Source organism: Streptomyces sp. LE64 (assembly GCF_052606915.1).
In genome coordinates this window covers 5,141,911-5,159,425 of the sequence record NZ_CP199708.1, presented here as the reverse complement: position 1 = coordinate 5,159,425, position 17,515 = coordinate 5,141,911, and the positions used below count along the sequence as shown (strand labels likewise).

Annotated in this window: 16 protein-coding genes; 9 read left to right on the top strand and 7 right to left on the bottom strand. The window is 73.9% G+C overall.

The features are described 5' to 3' along the window. The first annotated feature begins 47 nt into the window (after positions 1-47). The 7 genes from ACSMX9_RS23370 (at position 48) to ACSMX9_RS23340 (ending at position 5,845) form a co-directional block, all read left to right on the top strand. The gene (locus tag ACSMX9_RS23370) at positions 48-965 is read left to right on the top strand and encodes a glutamate ABC transporter substrate-binding protein (RefSeq protein WP_445396669.1); all 918 of its coding nucleotides are present in this window, start codon (positions 48-50) and stop codon (positions 963-965) included. A 142-nt stretch (positions 966-1,107) separates the two neighbouring features. Next, positions 1,108-1,755, top strand: coding sequence for an amino acid ABC transporter permease (locus tag ACSMX9_RS23365; protein WP_445396667.1), 648 nt, complete (start codon positions 1,108-1,110; stop codon positions 1,753-1,755). Next, positions 1,752-2,681: an amino acid ABC transporter permease gene (locus ACSMX9_RS23360; protein WP_445396665.1), complete on the top strand. Its 930-nt coding sequence runs from the start codon at positions 1,752-1,754 to the stop codon at positions 2,679-2,681. The genes ACSMX9_RS23365 and ACSMX9_RS23360 overlap by 4 nt, the downstream gene beginning before the upstream one ends. Before the next feature lie 287 nt (positions 2,682-2,968). Further along, a complete protein-coding gene (locus ACSMX9_RS23355) occupies positions 2,969-4,558 on the top strand; it encodes an FAD-dependent monooxygenase (RefSeq protein ID WP_445396663.1) in 1,590 nt (529 codons plus the stop codon). Then, positions 4,524-4,712 (top strand): putative leader peptide, encoded by a 189-nt coding sequence (locus ACSMX9_RS23350; RefSeq protein WP_445396661.1) that lies wholly within the window; start codon positions 4,524-4,526, stop codon positions 4,710-4,712. Before ACSMX9_RS23355 ends, ACSMX9_RS23350 begins: the two co-directional genes overlap by 35 nt. Before the next feature lie 120 nt (positions 4,713-4,832). After that, positions 4,833-5,378 (top strand): cysteine dioxygenase, encoded by a 546-nt coding sequence (locus tag ACSMX9_RS23345; RefSeq protein WP_445396659.1) that lies wholly within the window; start codon positions 4,833-4,835, stop codon positions 5,376-5,378. Next, positions 5,375-5,845: a rhodanese-like domain-containing protein gene (locus ACSMX9_RS23340; RefSeq protein WP_445396657.1), complete on the top strand. Its 471-nt coding sequence runs from the start codon at positions 5,375-5,377 to the stop codon at positions 5,843-5,845. The genes ACSMX9_RS23345 and ACSMX9_RS23340 overlap by 4 nt, the downstream gene beginning before the upstream one ends. Positions 5,846-5,931: 86 nt before the next feature. On the opposite strand, the gene recX is transcribed toward ACSMX9_RS23340, so the two are convergent. From recX to ACSMX9_RS23320, 4 genes are all read right to left on the bottom strand, one after another. Next, positions 5,932-6,693, bottom strand: coding sequence for a recombination regulator RecX (recX, locus tag ACSMX9_RS23335; RefSeq protein ID WP_445396655.1), 762 nt, complete (start codon positions 6,691-6,693; stop codon positions 5,932-5,934). Between the two features lie 3 nt (positions 6,694-6,696). After that, positions 6,697-7,806: a recombinase RecA gene (gene recA, locus ACSMX9_RS23330; RefSeq protein ID WP_351243583.1), complete on the bottom strand. Its 1,110-nt coding sequence runs from the start codon at positions 7,804-7,806 to the stop codon at positions 6,697-6,699. Positions 7,807-8,061: 255 nt separating this feature from the next. Then, positions 8,062-9,234, bottom strand: a complete 1,173-nt coding sequence (locus tag ACSMX9_RS23325; protein WP_445403072.1) for an AI-2E family transporter — start codon at positions 9,232-9,234, stop codon at positions 8,062-8,064. 196 nt (positions 9,235-9,430) lie between these two features. Beyond that, positions 9,431-9,625 (bottom strand): DUF3046 domain-containing protein, encoded by a 195-nt coding sequence (locus ACSMX9_RS23320; RefSeq protein ID WP_351243581.1) that lies wholly within the window; start codon positions 9,623-9,625, stop codon positions 9,431-9,433. A gap of 79 nt (positions 9,626-9,704) precedes the next feature. On the opposite strand from ACSMX9_RS23320, the gene ACSMX9_RS23315 reads away from it, so the two are divergent. Next, a complete protein-coding gene (locus tag ACSMX9_RS23315) occupies positions 9,705-10,700 on the top strand; it encodes a hypothetical protein (RefSeq protein WP_445396653.1) in 996 nt (331 codons plus the stop codon). A 28-nt stretch (positions 10,701-10,728) separates the two neighbouring features. Here ACSMX9_RS23315 and ACSMX9_RS23310 read toward each other — a convergent pair whose 3' ends face one another. From ACSMX9_RS23310 to ACSMX9_RS23300, 3 genes are read right to left on the bottom strand one after another with little or no spacing between them, the layout of a single operon-like run. Then, a complete protein-coding gene (locus ACSMX9_RS23310; RefSeq protein WP_351243734.1) occupies positions 10,729-11,034 on the bottom strand; it encodes an AzlD domain-containing protein in 306 nt (101 codons plus the stop codon). An 8-nt stretch (positions 11,035-11,042) separates the two neighbouring features. Beyond that, the gene (locus ACSMX9_RS23305; RefSeq protein ID WP_445403071.1) at positions 11,043-11,801 is read right to left on the bottom strand and encodes an AzlC family ABC transporter permease; all 759 of its coding nucleotides are present in this window, start codon (positions 11,799-11,801) and stop codon (positions 11,043-11,045) included. Positions 11,802-11,818: 17 nt separating this feature from the next. Beyond that, positions 11,819-12,694, bottom strand: a complete 876-nt coding sequence (locus tag ACSMX9_RS23300) for an AraC family transcriptional regulator (RefSeq protein ID WP_445396651.1) — start codon at positions 12,692-12,694, stop codon at positions 11,819-11,821. Between the two features lie 83 nt (positions 12,695-12,777). On the opposite strand from ACSMX9_RS23300, the gene ACSMX9_RS23295 reads away from it, so the two are divergent. Next, entirely contained in the window at positions 12,778-17,499 is a 4,722-nt protein-coding gene (locus ACSMX9_RS23295; RefSeq protein ID WP_445396649.1) for an ATP-dependent helicase, read from the top strand. Positions 17,500-17,515: the final 16 nt, after the last annotated feature.

Below are 17,515 nucleotides of genomic sequence, written 5' to 3'. Positions count from 1 at the left end.
ACCGGCGCTCCGCCGACCCACCGATCCCGCCGACCGAAGGACCTCCCATGAAGCTCCGCCAGTCCGCCGCCGTGGCGGCCGTCGCCGTCCTCGCCCTGACCGCCACCGCCTGCGGCGGCGAATCCGGCAACGCCGGTGACTCGCCCGGCAAGGGCAACGCCGACAAGGACGCCCCCAAGCTGCCCACCTACGCGGTGGCCGAGGACGTCTCCGTCGACTCGCCCGTGCTCAAGGCGGCGCAGAAGAAGGGCAAGCTGGTCATCGGCGCCAAGAGCGACCAGCCGTACCTCGGCTTCGAGGACACCGACGGCAAGCGGTCCGGCTTCGACATCGAGATCGCCAAGATGGTCGCCGCCGACCTGGGGTTCGCCGTCGGCGACCTGGAGTTCAAGACCGTGGACTCCAACGTCCGCGAGACCGCCATCTCCAAGGGCGAGGTCGACCTGTACGTCGGTACGTACACGATCAACGACGAGCGCAAGAAGCAGGTCGGCTTCGCCGGTCCGTACTTCCTCGCCGGCGCCGACCTGCTGGTCCGCAAGGACGAGTCCGGCATCAGCGGGCCCGAGGGCCTCAAGGGCAAGAAGGTCTGCTCCATCAAGGGCTCCACCCCGCTCCAGGAGATCAAGAAGCCCAAGTACGGCGCCGAGACGGTGGAACTGTCGAAGTACTCCGAGTGCGTCCAGCAGCTCATCAACAACGAGGTCGACGCGGTCACCACGGACGACGCCATCCTCAAGGGCTACGCGGCCCAGCGCCCGGGCAAGCTGAAGGTGATCGGGAAGCCGTTCACCGAGGAGCCCTACGGCATCGGCATGGCCAAGGGCGACGCGGGCCTCCAGAAGGCCGTGACCGACGCCCTGGAAGCGCACCAGAAGAACGGCGACTACAAGAAGGTGTACGAGGCGACGCTGGGCCTGTCCGGCTCCGCCTACGCCGAGCCGCCGGCGCTCGACCGCTCCTGACGTCGCTCGCTGACCGTCGTGCGGGGGCCCTCCGCACCGCCGCACGACGGAACACCGGCAGCACCGCGACCGCCCCGGGCCCGCCACGACGACGCCCGCCGGTGGCCTTCCCTGCCCGCCCGCCGCCCACGAGGACATCCCCGTGAACGTACTTCTCGACCATCTCCCGGAGTTCCGCGAGGGGTTCATCGGCACCATCCTGCTGACCCTGGCCAGCGGGCTGCTCGCGATGGTGTTGGGGCTCATCGTCGCCGGATTCCGCGTCTCCCCCATTCCTCCGCTGCGCCTGTTCGGCACGGCGTGGGTGACCCTGTTCCGCAACACCCCCCTGACCCTGCTCTTCCTCATCGCCTGGTTCGTGGTCCCCGCCATCTTCATGCCGGGGCTGAGCCCGTGGACCAAGGCGCTGCTCGCCCTCGGCTGCTACACCTCGGCCTTCGTCTGCGAGGCGGTCCGCTCGGGCATCAACACGGTGCCCATGGGGCAGGCCGAGGCGGCGCGTTCCCTGGGCATGACGTTCTTCCAGACCTTGCGGCTCATCGTGCTGCCGCAGGCCACCCGGACCGTGCTGCCGCCGCTCAGCTCCATCTTCATCGCGTTGACGAAGAACTCCGCCATCGCGGGCGCCTTCAGCACCGCCGAGTTGTTCGGCGTGCAGAAGCTCCTCAGCGACAAGGGCATCGCCATCGCCTTGATCTTCCTCTGGGTGGCCCTCGGCTACCTGATCATCACCTTCACCATCAGCGGCGCGTTCAAGCTGCTGGAGCGACGCATGGGGGTCGCACGATGAGTTCGAGCGTCCTGTACGACGCGCCCGGTCCCAAGGCGCGGGTGCGCAACCGTCTGCTCAGCGTGATCGGCGCGGGCGCGATCGTGGGCCTGGTGGTGTTCGCCGTCTACCGCCTGCACGCCAAGGGCCAGCTGGAGCCCGAGGTCTGGAACATCTTCAACAACGCGGGGGTCCGCGCCAACATCCGGGACGGAGTCCTCAGCACCCTCAAGGTGTTCGCCATCGCGGGCGTGCTCTCGCTGGCACTGGGGCTGCTGCTCGCGGTCGCACGGCTGTCCGACCACAAGGTCGTCCGGGCCCTCGCCGCCGGATTCATCGAGCTGTTCCGCGCGGTGCCGCTGCTCATCACCATCTACGCCCTGTGGGTGCTGGTGCTGTCCTACCGCACCGACCTGGGTGTCATCGGGGAGAACTCCGCCTTCTGGGCCCTGGTCGTGGGGCTCACGGTCTACAACGGTTCGGTCCAGGCCGAGGTACTGCGAGCGGGCATCAACGCCGTGCCGCGCGGGCAGGTCGAGGCCGCCTACGCGCTGGGCCTGCGCAAGTCGCAGGTGATGGTGCTGGTCCAACTGCCGCAGGCGATCCGGGCGATGCTGCCCTCGATCATCAGCCAGTTGGTGGTGACCCTCAAGGACACCTCCCTGGGATACGTGATCATGTATCCCGAACTGCTCTACAAAGCACGGGAGATGGCCAACAACATCATCGTCAACGACGAGAACCCGATCACCGCGGTGGTCATCGTCGTCGGCGCCATCTACATCGCCCTCTGCCTCGCCCTGTCCTCACTGGCCAGTTGGGTCGAGAAGCGCGGCAGCCGGAGCAAGACCGGGCCGGCGGACCCCGGGCAACCGGTGGTGCCGGCACCCGCGGGCGCTGCCGACACGGGCGCCGGCACCGTGGTGGGCAAGACCGACCGGCCCTGACCGGCGGTCGGGCTCCGGCGGCCGGCCACGGGGGTGCCGGCCGCCGGAGGCGGTCTGTGCCCGACCGGCCCGGTCGCGTACCGTGGCAGCGGACCCCGGGTGACCTGTGGGGTTGACCCATGGAGGCACGGGCGGTGAGGTCATCGTCTCTGTCACTTGACGCGAGCACGGGCAGTGGGTTGCATACGTTCTGTGATCGCTCACCCCGCTCCCGTGCTCCGCTGCCGTGCGTTCCGTACACCTGACCAGCCGTCGCGGACTCCTCTCCGGGCAGGGGGCACCACACCGTGGACCCGGTGATCATCGTCGGCGCGGGGCCCGTGGGGCTGACGCTGGCCCTCGCCCTCGCGCGCTACGGAGTGCCCACCGTCCTGTTGGACGAGGGCCCCGGCAAGGACGAGCCGCGGCACGCGCGCACCGTGGTCCTGCACGGGGACACGGCGGAACTGGTGGACCGGCTGACCGGTGGCGCGCTCGCCGGGCCGGACACCGGCACCCGCTGGACCGGTTGGCGGACCTTGCGGCGCAAGCAGTCCGGGCAGCGGACCGCCTTCGACGCCGACACCCCGTCCCCGCTCCACCTCGCCCAGCACGTGCTGACCGCGGCGTTGCGGAGCGGGATCGAGGGGCAGAGCCTGGTCAAGGTCGCGGTGGACAGCCGGGTGGACGCGATCGAGCAGGAGAAGGACGGGGTGAGCGTCCGCACCCGGGGGGCCAAGGGCACCTGGTGGCGCGGCAGTTACCTGGTCGGTTGCGACGGGCCCCGGTCGACGGTGCGCAAGCTCCTGGACGTCCGATTCCCGGGCCGCACCGCCGTCGAACGGCACGCCGTCGCAGCCCTGCGCACCGAACTCCCCCACCCGGGCGAAGCCTTGCTGCACCGGATGCCGCCGTGGCGACTGGCCGGCGACGAGGTGACCGGGCGGCCGTTGCCGGACGGGATGTGGCGGCTGGACTGGTTGCTGCCCCCGCAGAACGAGTTGGTCACCCCGGACGCCCTGGTGGCCCTGGTGCACGAGACCCTGACCGGTTGGAACGGGGGCAGCGCACCCGCGTACGAACTCGTCGACACCGGGGTCCACACCGTCCACCACCGGCTGGCCCGCAGATGGCGGGTCGGGCGGGCGTTCCTCGCGGGTGACGCCGCCCACCTCCTGGGCGCCCTCGGCACCCAGGGCCTGGGCGAAGGGTTGCGGGACGCGGAGAACCTCGCCTGGAAGCTCTCCCACGCCTGGCACCACGGTCCCGCCGAGGCGCTCCTGGACAGCTACCAGACGGAGCGCCGGGCCGCCGTCGCCGCCCGGCTGCGCGCCGCCGACCAGGCCCTTCCGCTGCTGCGCGGGGGCGGCGGGCTGCGGTCCTACGTTCCGGGGTCCGCCCGGGGGCGGGACGCCCTGCTCACGGACGGCCACCTGGGGCGCGGCATGCTGGGGGCGCTGGGGGCGCACGCCCGCTCGCCGCTCACCCCGGCACCCTTTCCGTCCGCGGTGCCGGTGGGCACCGCACCGGGCGAGCCGGTGGCCGACGTCCGGGTGACCGCCGAGGACGGCACCTTCGTCCACCTGCGGGAGCGGCTGGGGCGGGAGCAGCTGATCGTGCTGCTCATCGCGCCGGGCACCGGGGTGTGGGAGCGGCGGCACTGGGCGAGCGCCGGTCTCATGCCCCGGCTCGCGGCGGCCGTCTCCGCGCTCCCCTGCCGTGCCGAACTCCTGGTCGCGGAGTCCTACCGGGACGCGCCGGCCCACTCCGTGCTGTTGATCCGGCCGGACGGCTTCCTGGTGGCGGCGTTCGACGGGGTGCAGGCGGCGGAGCTCCGGGCCGCGGCCGACACCGTTCTCGGCGGTGCGCACGCGTCATCGGACGCGTCCACCGACTGACCGGGACCGGACGCGGGCGGGCGGGGCCCTGTTGACCGGGTTCCGACGTCGTGGTCTACTCCGGCACGTGACCGACACCGATGTGCGCCTGTGGCGGAGGGTCCACATGGACCTGGTCCGCTACGCGGGCTGCGTGTGTCGCTGGTCCTGCTGACTTCGCCCTTCCCCTTCCGCACACCGCCGTTCGGTCCGGTCGTCCGCGTGCGCCTCTCGTGCGCCGGCGTGGCCCGGTCCCCGCGGTCGTGCGCGTTCCCGCGAACTCCAGGACGGCACCGTGCCCCCTTCCGCATCCCTCGCTTCCCCTTCCCCCTCCGCCCCGTCGACCCGGGCGCCCGGCCCGGCGGAACTCCTCGACTTCGTCGGCCGCACCGCCGCGGACGGCGAGCTGATCGCTTCCCTGCCCCTCGATCCCGACGACCGCACCTGGGTCCGCCTCGACGGCCCGGGCGGCAGCGAGGCGTGGCTGATCGGCTGGCCGCCCGGAACGGGCACCGGCTGGCACGACCACGCCGGTTCGGTCGGCGCCTTCTTCACCGCGCGCGGTGCACTGCGGGAGCACTCCCTGAACGCCCGGCTCCCCACCGAAGGGTGGCGGAGCCTCGAACTCGACGAAGGGCTCGACCGCACCCGCCGGTTGACCGCGGGGCGGGGCCGCGCGTTCGGCCGTCACCACGTGCACGAGGTGCTGAACGACTCGGCGACCGCGCACGCCGTCTCGGTGCACGCCTACTACCCGCCGCTGCCGCACATCCGCCGCTTCAGCCGTTCCGGACCCCTCCTGCGGCTGGAGCACGTCGAGCGTCCGGAGGACTGGCGGTGAGCGACCCCGCGGACGCCGCCGGAACCGGTTCCGGCGCGGTGTCCATCGACGTCCACCTGGAGCGGGTCCGCGCCAGGCTGGACCGGCTCGCCCCCGGCGAGGCCCGTGCCGCCGCGCGCGCCGGTGACGCACTCCTGGTCGACATCCGCTACGCCGCGCTGCGGGACCGTGACGGGCTGATCCCCGGGGCCCTGGTGATCGAGCGCAACGAGCTGGAGTGGCGACTCGATCCGCTGGGTAGCCATCGTGCCGCCGAAGCCCGCCACCACGACCTGCGGGTGGTGGTGATCTGCAACGAGGGGTACGCGTCCAGCCTGGCCGCCGCATCGCTGCACCGACTCGGGCTGCACCGGGCCACCGACCTGGTGGGCGGCTTCCAGGCGTGGCGCGCGGCCGGGCTGCCGGTCACCGTTCCGAGGGGAGGGCCGCCGGGGAGCCCGCCGAAGGCACCGACCGCCCCCGGCTGAGCCCCGTCCGTCGTGCTCCCCGGGGTGTCCCGATGCCGGGGCACCCCGGTCCGGCCGCCTGTCCGACGTGCGGCCCCCTTCGTCGACTACGGCTCGGGGAGCTCGTACGCCCCGTGGCCGGGCTCCCACTCCTCCGCTTCCCGGCCGTCGTCGGCGTCCGCGCGCAGCGCCTCCCTGACCACGCGCAGGGCGAGGCCCTCGGCGTAGCCCTTGCGGGCGAGCATGCCGGCGAGACGGCGCAGCCGCTTGTCGTGGGGGAGTCCGCGGGTGCCGGGCAGCTTGCGGGCCACCAGGGCACGGGCGGTGGCCTCCTCCTGGGCGGGATCGAGCTGGGCGACGGCACCGTCGATCACGGCCGGGTCGACGCCCTTGGTGCGCAGTTCCCGGGCGAGGGCACGACGGGCGAGGCCACGGGCGTGGTGCCGGGACTCCACCCAGGCGTCCGCGAACGCCCCGTCGTTCACCAGGCCCACTTCTTCGAAGCGGGTCAGGACCTCCTGCGCCACCTCCTCCGGGACGTCCTGCTGGCGCAGGGCATCCGCGAGTTGCCGGCGGGTGCGCGGGGCTCCGGTGAGCAGGCGCAGGCAGATCGCGCGCGCCCGCTCGGCGGGATCCCTGGGCGGCTCCCCCTGACCGGCCCTCGACGGAGAGGGGAAGCCGCTGTCGTGGCGCCCGCGCGGGCGCCCGCGGCGCCGGACGCCGCGGCCGGGTTCCTCCGCCGCCGGGTCGTGGAGGTCCCGCCCCCCGTGACCGTCCGGCGCTGTTGCGTGGCCGGGGGACGGGTCGACGGCCCCCCGGGGCTCCCGCGGGGCCCCGGGGCGCTCCGACCAGTCGGTGCGCCGTGTCACGGGCTACGCCTTGGCCGCCGCGGTCTTGGCCTTGGTGGTCTTCGCCGCGGGTGCGGGGACCGCCTTGGCCTCCTCCGCCGTGGCCCCGGTGTCCGTCTCACCCGCCGGCGCCTCGGGCTTGACCCCGACCCCCAGCTTCTCCTTGATCTTCCGCTCGATCTCGTTGGCGAGGTCCGGGTTGTCCTTGAGGAAGTTGCGGGCGTTCTCCTTGCCCTGGCCGAGCTGGTCGCCCTCGTAGGTGTACCAGGCGCCGGCCTTGCGGACGAAGCCGTGTTCCACGCCCATGTCGATCAGTCCGCCCTCGCGGCTGATGCCCTGGCCGTAGAGGATGTCGAACTCGGCCTGCTTGAACGGCGGGGCGACCTTGTTCTTCACGACCTTGCAGCGGGTGCGGTTGCCGACCGCCTCGGTGCCGTCCTTGAGGGTCTCGATGCGCCGGATGTCGATGCGGACCGAGGCGTAGAACTTCAGCGCGCGGCCACCGGTGGTGGTCTCCGGGGAGCCGAACATCACGCCGATCTTCTCGCGGAGCTGGTTGATGAAGATGGCCGTGGTCTTGGACTGGTTGAGCGCGCTGGTGATCTTCCGCAGGGCCTGGCTCATCAGTCGGGCCTGGAGGCCCACGTGGGAGTCGCCCATCTCGCCCTCGATCTCCGCCCGCGGGACGAGCGCGGCGACGGAGTCGATCACGATGAGGTCGATGGCTCCGGAGCGGACCAGCATGTCCGTGATCTCCAGGGCCTGCTCACCGTTGTCGGGCTGGGAGAGGATGAGGTTGTCGATGTCGACGCCGAGCTTCTTGGCGTACTCGGGGTCGAGGGCGTGCTCCGCGTCCACGAAGGCCACCTGACCGCCCGCCCGCTGGGCGTTGGCCACGGCGTGCAGGGTCAGGGTGGTCTTGCCGGAGGACTCCGGGCCGTAGACCTCGACCACGCGGCCCCGCGGCAGACCGCCGACCCCGAGGGCGACGTCGAGCGCGGTCGACCCGGTCGGGATGACCTCGATGGGCTCGTTCGGCCGCTCGCCCAGGCGCATCACCGCGCCCTTGCCGAATTGTCGTTCGATCTGCGCGAGTGCGGCGTCGAGCGCCTTCTCGCGGTCGTTTCCTGCCATGGGTTCCACCCGGTGTGCTTGAGTCGATCGCTTCACGTCAAAGACGCTAACGCCTGCCACTGACAACGCGTCCCGACGCCGGTCCGGCCTGTGGACGACTCCGGTGACACGCTCACCGGCATCACCCTCACGGACCCCGGAAGACCCGGTGGTCCACCGGTTCCTCAGCGGCCACGTCGACGCGGACCCCTCTCATCAGAATAGATGTTCGATTTTCATGTCAAGCGTGCCGCGCACGGGCCGGACCGGGTCGGGTCAGCCGGGGGTCCCGTCCGCCTCGGACGTGGTGCGGGCCGCCCCGCCGAACATCGCCCGGGCCCGGGCGATCCCGCCGGCCGGCACCGGCCGGCGGCGCCCCTGGACCCGGGGGTCGTCGGTCACGTCGTACCGGCGCACGTACGCCCCCAGGAACGCCTGGAGGGTGGCGACGGCGGGAATGGCGATCAGCGCGCCCACCGCACCGAGCAGCGCCGTGCCCGCGATCACCGAGCCGAAGGCGACGGCCGGGTGGATGTCGACGGTGCGCGCGGTCAGCTTCGGCTGGAGCAGGTAGTTCTCGAACTGCTGGTACACCACCACGAAGACCAGCACCCACAGCGAGTACCAGGGGTTGACGGTGAAGGCGATCAGCATCGGCAGCGCCCCCGCGAGGTAGGTGCCGATGGTCGGGATGAACTGCGAGACGAGGCCCACCCACACCGCCAGCGCGGGCGCGTAGGGCACGCCGAGCACCTGGAACAGCACGTAGTGCGCGATGCCGGAGACCAGCGCCATCAGACCGCGCGAGTAGAGGTAGCCGCCCGTCTTGTCCACGGCGATCTCCCAGGCGCGCAGCACCTCGGCCTGCCGGGCGGGCGGCAGCACGGAGCACAGCGCGCACCGCAGCCGCGGGCCGTCGGCGGCGAAGTAGAACGAGAACAGCAGCACGGTCAGCAGTTCGAACAGTCCGCCGAGCACCTGCGCGGAGACGTCGAGCACCCCGGTCGCACTGTTCTGGAGGTACTTCTGGAGCCAGTCCGAGTGGACGACGCTGTCCTGCACCTTGAGACGGTTCAGCTCGGTGCCGAACGTCGTGTTGATCCAGTTGATGACGGAGTCGACGTACTCGGGGAGGTCCTCGGTGATGCTGGCGATCTGATTGGCGAGCATCGATCCCATCATGGTGACGAAGCCCGCCGTCACCACCACCAGGCCGAGGAACACGGTGGCCGTGGCGACGCCCCTGCGCACCCCCCGCGAAGCCATCCAGCTCACCGCCGGCTCGATGGCCAGGGCGAGGAAGAAGGCGATCAGGACGTTGATGAGCAACCCGGTGAGCTGGTGGAACGCCCAGCTGCCGAGTTGGAAGCAGGCGTACAGGGCAAGCGCCAGGGCGATGGCCCTGGGCAGCCAGCGGGGCATCCGGGCGCCCCGGAGCGCCGCGCCCACGTCGGCGGCGGGCGACGGCGACCGGGCTCCGGGGGCGGGTGACGACGGCCCCGCGGCCCCGCCCCCGCCGTCGGTGCCGTCGCTCTTCGAGGTGCTGGCTCCCGGGCGCGCCGGGTTCGCGCTGTCGTCCGTGTCTTCTATGGCTGCCACGGTGCCAGTTTGACGCACGTCGCCCGGGTTCCGACCCCGCCGGGCCTCAGCGCAGGTGCGCCGGCACGCCCGCCGCCTCGCAGACCGCCCGCCACACGTCCTTGGCCTCCCAGCCGTCGTCCAGCGCCTGGTGCACCGTGCGCCCGCCCAGCTCCGCCATCACGTGGTCGCGGGCGTAGGTGTCGGCGTACCCGGGTCCGAAGTGGTCCGCCATCCGCTGCCAGAAAACCGTCAACCGCATGCCCCCAGTATCCCGCCCCTGAGAGTGCAGCCGGGCCGGTACCGCTCCCCGCGCCATGATCGGCCTCTACGGTCGTGGCATGGCCGATTCCGGAGCTTTCCCCCCTCCCCCGCAGTCCGCCGCGACCCGCGGCGCCACCCCCTCGCCCGGGGCCGCGCACCCCGGGCCGGCGCACACCCCCCTCGCCCGCGCGGCGGAGTTCCTGTGGCTCACCGCGCGGGTGCTGGAGCAGCGCAGGTTCGCGTACGAGTTCCTGGGCGTGGCCTGCGCCGATGCGGTGGAGGCCGCGCTGGACGCGTACCGCACCGCCGACGACGGCTACGGCCACGGCCTGGAACCGGACCTCCGGGGCCCCGTGAGCCAGCCGCTGCACGCCGCGCACGCGCTGCGGGTGCTGGACGCGATCGGGCGGTGCGGGGGGCAGCGGGTGGAACGGCTGTGCCGGCAGTTGACGTCCGCGTCGACGGCGGAGGGCGCCCTGCCCTCGGTGCTGCCCTCGCAGCGGGCCTACCCCTCGGCCCCGTTCGTCCCCGTCGTGGACGACCCGCCCGGGGACCTGCTGGCGACCGGCCCGGTGGTGGGGCTGCTGCACCGCAACGACGTCTGGCACGCCTGGCTGTTCCGGGCGACGGACTTCTGCTGGCAGGTGGTGGAGTCGCTGGAGAAGTCGCACCCCTACGAGATCGAGGCCGCGCTGGTGTTCCTCGACGCGGTGCCCGACCGTTCGCGGGCGGAGGCCGCCGCGGACCGGTTGGGGCGGCTGGTGCGGGAGCAACGGCTCGCGGTCCTCGACCCCGAGCGGCTGGACGACTTCCCGGTGGCCCCCGGCTACGCCCCCGCCGAGCACCACTACCCGCACCACTTCGCGCGCACCCCCCGCTCGCTCGCCCGCCGGTGGTTCACCGACACGGAGATGAACCGGTCCCTGGACGCCCTCGCGGCGCAGCAGCAGGGCGACGGGGGCTGGCCGATCCAGTGGCGGCTGTGGGCGCCCGGCACCGCACTGGAGTGGCGCCCGATCGTCACCCTGGACGCCCTGCGCACCCTGCGCGCGTACGGCCGGCCCATCGGATGAGCCGGTCGGGCGGCGGCCGGGCCGGGACTCAACCGGCCACCGCCCGCACGGCGGCCGTCACCACCACGGCCGCCCCCACGACCACCAGGAACGGCGCCCGCAGGAGCAGGGCGACGGCCGCGGCGGCCAGCCCGGCGGCCCGGGCGTCGAGGACCAGCGCGCGCCCGTCCGCGAAGGTCTGCTGGGCGGTGAGCGCGGCGAGCAGCGCGACGGGCACCAGGGCGGCCAGCCGGCGCACCAGGGGGCGCTCCAGGACCCCGGCGGGGACGAGCAGTCCGAGCAGCTTCGCGGCGTAGCAGCCGACCGCGGTGACACCGATCGCGATCCACACCATCGTCGTCGTCACGGGGCGACCCGCCTTCCCGGACGGTCCGGGGCACGGGGCGCCCGCCGTCCGCTGACGTAGAGGACCACGGGTGCGGCGAGGGCGGCGGCGAGCACGGGCACCCCGGCCGGCAGCAGCGGGAGCAGTCCGAGGCCCAACAGCACCGCGAGGCCCGCGACGGCGCGTTCGGCGGTGGTGCGGAGCATGGGGGCCAGCAGGGCGAGGAACACCGCGGGCGCGGCGGCGTCGAGCCCCCAGGCGTCGGTGTCGCCGATGGCGTCCGCGCCGAGCGCCCCGAGCAGGGTGGTGAGGTTCCAGAGCACGTAGAGGGTGAGCCCGGTGACCGTGAAGCCGATCCGGGCGGCCCGGCGGGTGGGCTGGGCGAGGGAGACCACCGCGGTCTCGTCGATGACCCAGTGCGCCGCCAGCGGACGCACCGCGCGCGGGAGGGCGAGCACCTGGGACAGCCGCAACCCGTAGAAGGCGTTGCGGACGCCGAGGAAGAAGGCCCCCGCCGCGGCGGTGAACGGGTTGCCGCCCGCGGCGAGCGCGCCGACCAGGGCGAACTGGGAGGCTCCGGTGAAGACCAGGAGGCTCAGGGCGCAGGTCTGGAGGAGGTCGAGGCCGCCGCCGGCCGCGGTCACCCCGAAGGCGAAGCCGGAGAGGCCGACGGCCACTCCCACGCCGAGCGCGTCCCGGACCACGGCGGCGTCGCGCTTGCCGGGTCCCTCCGGCCGGTCCGGTACGTCGGTCCTGCCCGCCGGCGCGGCGGATATCCGTTCTGTCGCTTCTGTCACGCCCTCGACCGTACGACGAGTGCGCCGGAGGCTTCTTGTACGTTCTTGCGCCCCCGCTGGTAGGCGCCCGGGGGAACGCCGACGATCCGGGCGAAGTGGCGGCTGAGGTGCGACTGGTCGACGAAGCCCACGGCGAGGGCCACCTCCGCGGGCGGGGTTCCGGCGTCCAGCAGGTGCCTGGCCCGGCGCACCCGCGCATCGGTGAGCCAGGTGTGCGGGGGCATGCCGTAGGTGTCGCGGAAGGCTCTGAGCAGGGAGAACGGCGAGGTGTCCAGGGCGGCGGCGAGGCGTTCCAGGCTCGGCGGCCGGTCCAGGCCCTCCTCCAGCACGGCACGGGCCCGGGCGGCCGTACGGGCCCCGGCCGAGCGGACCGGACGCGCGGGCAGGGCGCCGCCGGCCCGGCGCAGCAGCCGGGTGACGGTGGCCCGCAGCAGCGTGTCGGCGGCCAGGGCGTTGCCCTCCTCGGTGGCGCGCAGCACCCGGTGGACCAGGCGGGCGGCGACCGGATCGTCGACGACCGGGACGGTGAAGCCGGGGGCGCCGCGGATGCCGGTGGTCTCGGCGGCGATCTCGGCCACCAGGGCGGGGGCGGGGTAGAGGGCGCCGTAGCGCCACCCCTCGGGCCCCTCGGCGCGCCCGGTGTGCGGGGTGTCGGGGTTGACCAGGGCGAGTGCGCCGGGACCTGCGTACCGGTCGGCGCCGCTGTGGTGGAAGACCTCGACGCCCTCGCTGACGGCGGCGATCACGAAGTTCTCGTGGGTGTGATGGCGGAAGGTCTTGCGCACGTACCGGGCCCGCAACAGGTCGACGCCGGGCAGCCCGGCGTACTGCCAGTGCCGTGCGCGCTCCTCCTGACCGGCCACGGTGCCCATTCTCCCCCGGGCGGCCGGCCCCGCCCTCGGGGCCGTGTGCGCAGGTCGGGGGGAATGTCAGTGGCGGGGTGCAGGATGGGGGCATGGTGACGTCCGCTCTCGACGCGTTCTCCCCCGCGACCCGCGGCTGGTTCTCGGGGGCGTTCTCCGCGCCCACGAGCGCGCAGAGCGGTGCCTGGCGGGCCATCGGCGAGGGTTCCGACGTGTTGGTGGTCGCGCCCACCGGCTCCGGCAAGACGCTGGCCGCGTTCCTCGCCGCGCTGGACCGGCTGGCCTCCACGCCCGTGCCCGCCGATCCCAAGCAGCGGTGCCGGGTGCTGTACGTGTCCCCGTTGAAGGCGCTCGCCGTGGACGTGGAGCGCAATCTCCGCAGTCCGTTGACGGGCATCCGGCAGGAGGCGGTCCGGCTCGGGCTGCCGGAGCCGCAGGTGCGGGTCGGCATCCGTTCGGGCGACACCCCGGCCGCCGAGCGGCGCGGCCTGGCGAGCCGCCCGCCGGACATCCTGATCACCACCCCGGAGTCCTTGTTCCTGATGCTGACCTCGGCCGCCCGGGAGGCCCTGGCCGGGGTGGAGACCGTGATCCTGGACGAGGTCCACGCGGTGGCGGGCACCAAGCGCGGCGCGCACCTGGCGCTCTCCCTGGAGCGGCTGGACGCCCTGTTGCCGCGGCCGGCCCGGCGGATCGGCCTGTCGGCGACGGTCCGCCCGGTGGACGAGGTGGCGCGCTACCTCTCGCCGCACCGCCGGGTGGAGGTGGTGCAGCCGCCCTCGGGCAAGGAGTTCGACCTGTCGGTGGTGGTGCCGGTGGAGGACCTGGGCGAGTTGGGCGGCTCCCCCGCCTCCCAGGCCGGCGAGGACGGGGAGCGGCCCTCGATCTGGCCGCACGTGGAGGAGCGGATCACCGATCTGGTGCAGTCCCACCGCTCGACGATCGTCTTCGCGAACTCGCGGCGACTGGCGGAGCGCCTGTGCAACCGGCTGAACGAGATCGCCTACGAGCGGGCCACCGGCACCCCGCTGGCCGAGGGGCACGCGCCGGCCGACCTGATGGGCGGCTCCGGCGCGGCCCGCGGCGCCCCGCCGGTGATCGCCCGGGCCCACCACGGTTCGGTCTCCAAGGAGCAGCGGGCGCTGGTCGAAGAGGACCTGAAGGCCGGCCGGCTACCCGCCGTGGTGGCCACCTCCAGCCTGGAATTGGGCATCGACATGGGCGCCGTGGACCTGGTGGTGCAGGTGGAGTCACCGCCCTCGGTGGCGTCCGGGCTCCAGCGGGTGGGCCGCGCCGGGCACCAGGTGGGCGCGGTGTCGACCGGGGTGGTGTTCCCCAAGTACCGGGGTGACCTGGTGCAGTCCGCGGTGGTGACCGAGCGGATGCGGGCGGGCGCGATCGAGTCGCTGCGGGTGCCGGCGAACCCGCTGGACGTGCTCGCGCAGCAGCTGGTCGCGATGGTCGCCCTGGACACCTGGCAGGTGGACGACCTGCTGGCGCTGGTGCGGCGGGCCGCGCCGTTCGCCTCCTTGCCCGAGTCGGCGTTCACCGCGGTGCTGGACATGCTCGCGGGCCGCTACCCCTCCGACGCCTTCGCCGAGCTGCGGCCCCGCGTGGTGTGGGACCGGATCGCGGGCACGGTCACCGGCCGCCCCGGCGCGCAGCGCCTCGCCGTGACCTCCGGGGGCACCATCCCGGACCGGGGACTGTTCGGGGTCTTCCTGGCCGGTGCCGATCCCAAGAAGGGCGGCGGCCGGGTCGGGGAGCTCGACGAGGAGATGGTCTACGAGTCCCGGGTGGGCGACGTGTTCACCCTGGGCACCAGCTCGTGGCGGATCGAGGACATCACCCGGGACCGGGTCCTGGTCTCCCCCGCGCCGGGCGTGCCGGGCCGGCTGCCGTTCTGGAAGGGCGACCAGCTCGGCCGACCGCTGGAGCTGGGGCGGGCCCTCGGGGCCTTCCTGCGCGAGGTCGGCGCACTGCCCCCCGAGGACGCCCGTGCGCGGCTGCGGGCCGCCGGGCTCGACGCCTGGGCCGCCGACAACGTCCTCGCCTACCTGGACGAACAACGGACGGCGTGCGGACACGTGCCCGACGACCGGACGATCGTGGTGGAGCGGTTCCGCGACGAGCTGGGCGACTGGCGGGTGGTGGTGCACTCCCCCTTCGGCGCGCAGGTGCACGCCCCCTGGGCCCTCGCCCTGGGCGCCCGCCTCGGCGAGCGGTACGGCATGGACGCGCAGGTGATGCACGCGGACGACGGCCTGGTGCTGCGCCTGCCGGACGCCGACCTGATGGGGCTGGACCTCCTGGACGCGGACCCGCCGGCCGCGCGGGGCACGGAGTACGACGCGGAGCAGGCCCCGGTGGGCGCCGCCGACGTGCTGTTCGACAAGGACGACGTCCAACAGGTCGTCACGGACCAGGTCGGCGGCTCGGCACTGTTCGCGTCCCGGTTCCGGGAGTGCGCCGCACGGGCCCTGCTGTTGCCGCGCCGCAGCCCCGGCAAGCGCACCCCACTCTGGCAGCAGCGGCAGCGGGCCGCCCAACTCCTGGAGGTGGCGAGCGACTTCGGTTCCTTCCCGATCGTCCTCGAAGCGGTCCGCGAGTGCCTCCAGGACGTGTTCGACGTGCCGGGCCTCTCGGAGCTGATGGGCGACATCGCGTCCCGTCGGGTCCGGCTGGTGGAGGTCACCACCCCCGAGCCCTCGCCCTTCGCCCGCTCCCTGCTCTTCGGGTACGTCGCCCAGTTCCTGTACGAGGGCGATTCGCCGCTGGCCGAACGGCGGGCGGCGGCCCTCTCCCTGGACTCCCGGCTGCTGTCCGAACTGCTGGGCCGGGCGGAGCTGCGCGAACTCCTGGACGCCGAGGTGCTGGCCGAGTTGGAGGCCGAACTCCAGTGGCGCACCGAGGACCGCCGGGTCAAGGACGCGGAAGGCGTCGCCGACCTGTTGCGGCTGCTCGGCCCGCTGACCCCCGGGGAGTTGGCCGAGCGCGGTGCCGAGGAGGCATGGGCGGCGGAGCTGGCCGCGGCCCGGCGAGCGATCCGGGTCCGGATCGCCGGCACCGACCACTGGGCGGCCGTCGAGGACGCGGGACGCCTGCGGGACGCCCTGGGCATCGCACTGCCGGTCGGGGTGCCCGAGGCCTTCACCGAACCGGTACCGGACCCGTTGGGCGACCTCCTCGCCCGCTACGCCCGCACCCACACCCCCTTCACCTCGGCCGCCGCGGCCACCCGCTTCGGGCTGGGCCCCGCCGTCACGGACGGCGCACTGCACCGGCTGGCGGCCGCGGGGCGGGTCGTCCAGGGGGAGTTCCATCCCGCGGGCATCGGCCAGGAGTGGTGCGACACCGCGGTGCTGCGCCGCTTGCGCCGGCGCTCGCTGGCCGCGCTGCGGCAGGAGTTGGAGCCGGTGCCCGCGCCGGCGCTCGCCCAGTTCCTGCCCCGGTGGCAGCACATCGGCGAACGCGGCGGACTGCGCGGCCCGGACGGGCTGGTCCGCGCCGTCGAACAGCTCCAGGGCGCCGCCGTCCCCGCGTCCGCCCTGGAGAAGCTGGTCCTGCCCTCCCGGGTCGGCGACTACGCCCCCAGCCTGCTGGACGAGCTGACGACCTCCGGCGAAGTGGTGTGGGCGGGGGCCGGTTCCCTGCCCGGCAAGGACGGCTGGGTCTCCCTCTACCTCGCCGATGCGGCGCCCCTGCTCCTCCCCCCGCCCCATCCCTTGGAGCTGACCGAACTGCACCGGTCCGTGCTGGACGCCCTCTCCGGCGGCTACGGGCTGTTCTTCCGTCAGATCGCCGAACGGGTCCGGGCCGCGGGTCACCCGGAGGCCACCGATCCGTCGCTCGCCGAGGCGCTGTGGGACCTGGCCTGGTCGGGTCGGCTGACCAACGACACCCTCGCACCGCTGCGTGCCCTGCTCGGCTCCGGCCGCACCGCCGGTGCCACGGCGCACCGGGCCCGCCGTACCGTCCCCCGCGGACGGTACGGCTCGCTCACCGCCGCGGCCCGCCCGGCGGCCTCCCGCAGCGGTCCGCCCACCGTGGGGGGACGCTGGTCCCTGCTCGCCCCGGTCGAGCCGGACCCGACCGTGCGCGCCCACGCACTGGCCCGCACCCTGCTGGACCGGCACGGGGTGGTGACCCGGGGGGCCGTCGCGGCCGAAGGCGTCGAGGGCGGCTTCGCCGCGGCCTACCGGGTGCTGTCCGCGTTCGAGGAGAACGGACAGGCCCGGCGCGGCTACGTGGTGGAGGGCTTGGGCGCGGCCCAGTTCGCCGTGGACGGGGCGGTGGACCGGCTCCGGGCGGTGGCGACGGCCCGGGAGCGCGGCGACAGCGCCCCGCTCCCGCCCGGGGAGGCCGACGCCTTCGACCCGGCTCCCCGTCGTCCTGCCCGCGGCGCCACCGCCGGCCCGCGCGCGGTGGTGCTGGCCGCGGCGGACCCGGCCAACGCCTACGGGGCGGCCCTGCCCTGGCCCGACCCGCCGACCGGAGCCGGTCACAAGCCCGGGCGCAAGGCCGGCTCGATGGTCGTCCTGGTGGAGGGGGAGCTCGCCCTCTACCTGGAGCGGGGCGGCAAGACCCTGCTGGCCTGGCCCACCGACCCGACGGCGGAAGCGGTGGCCTGGCGCAGCGACCCGCGGTTGACGGCCGCCGCCGAGGCAGTGGCCCGAGCGGGTCGGGACGGCGCCCTGGGCACGGTCACGGTGGAACGGGTCAACGGCACCCCGGCGCTGAACTCGACGTTCGGTGAGCTGCTGGAGGCGGCCGGATTCCACGCCACGCCCCGGGGCCTGCGCCTGCGCGGCTGAGACGTCGGGCCGGGGG

What these genes read in the sequence shown, in the direction of transcription:
- ACSMX9_RS23370 (WP_445396669.1), top strand. Translation starts at nt 48, where the DNA reads ATGAAGCTCCGCCAGTCCGCCGCCGTGGCGGCCGTCGCCGTCCTCGCC.
- ACSMX9_RS23360 (WP_445396665.1), top strand. Translation starts at nt 1,752, where the DNA reads ATGAGTTCGAGCGTCCTGTACGACGCGCCCGGTCCCAAGGCGCGGGTG.
- recA (WP_351243583.1), bottom strand. Translation starts at nt 7,806, where the DNA reads ATGGCAGGAAACGACCGCGAGAAGGCGCTCGACGCCGCACTCGCGCAG.
- ACSMX9_RS23320 (WP_351243581.1), bottom strand. Translation starts at nt 9,625, where the DNA reads ATGCGGTTGACGGTTTTCTGGCAGCGGATGGCGGACCACTTCGGACCC.
- ACSMX9_RS23315 (WP_445396653.1), top strand. Translation starts at nt 9,705, where the DNA reads ATGGCCGATTCCGGAGCTTTCCCCCCTCCCCCGCAGTCCGCCGCGACC.
- ACSMX9_RS23310 (WP_351243734.1), bottom strand. Translation starts at nt 11,034, where the DNA reads ATGGTGTGGATCGCGATCGGTGTCACCGCGGTCGGCTGCTACGCCGCG.
- ACSMX9_RS23300 (WP_445396651.1), bottom strand. Translation starts at nt 12,694, where the DNA reads ATGGGCACCGTGGCCGGTCAGGAGGAGCGCGCACGGCACTGGCAGTAC.
- ACSMX9_RS23295 (WP_445396649.1), top strand. Translation starts at nt 12,778, where the DNA reads ATGGTGACGTCCGCTCTCGACGCGTTCTCCCCCGCGACCCGCGGCTGG.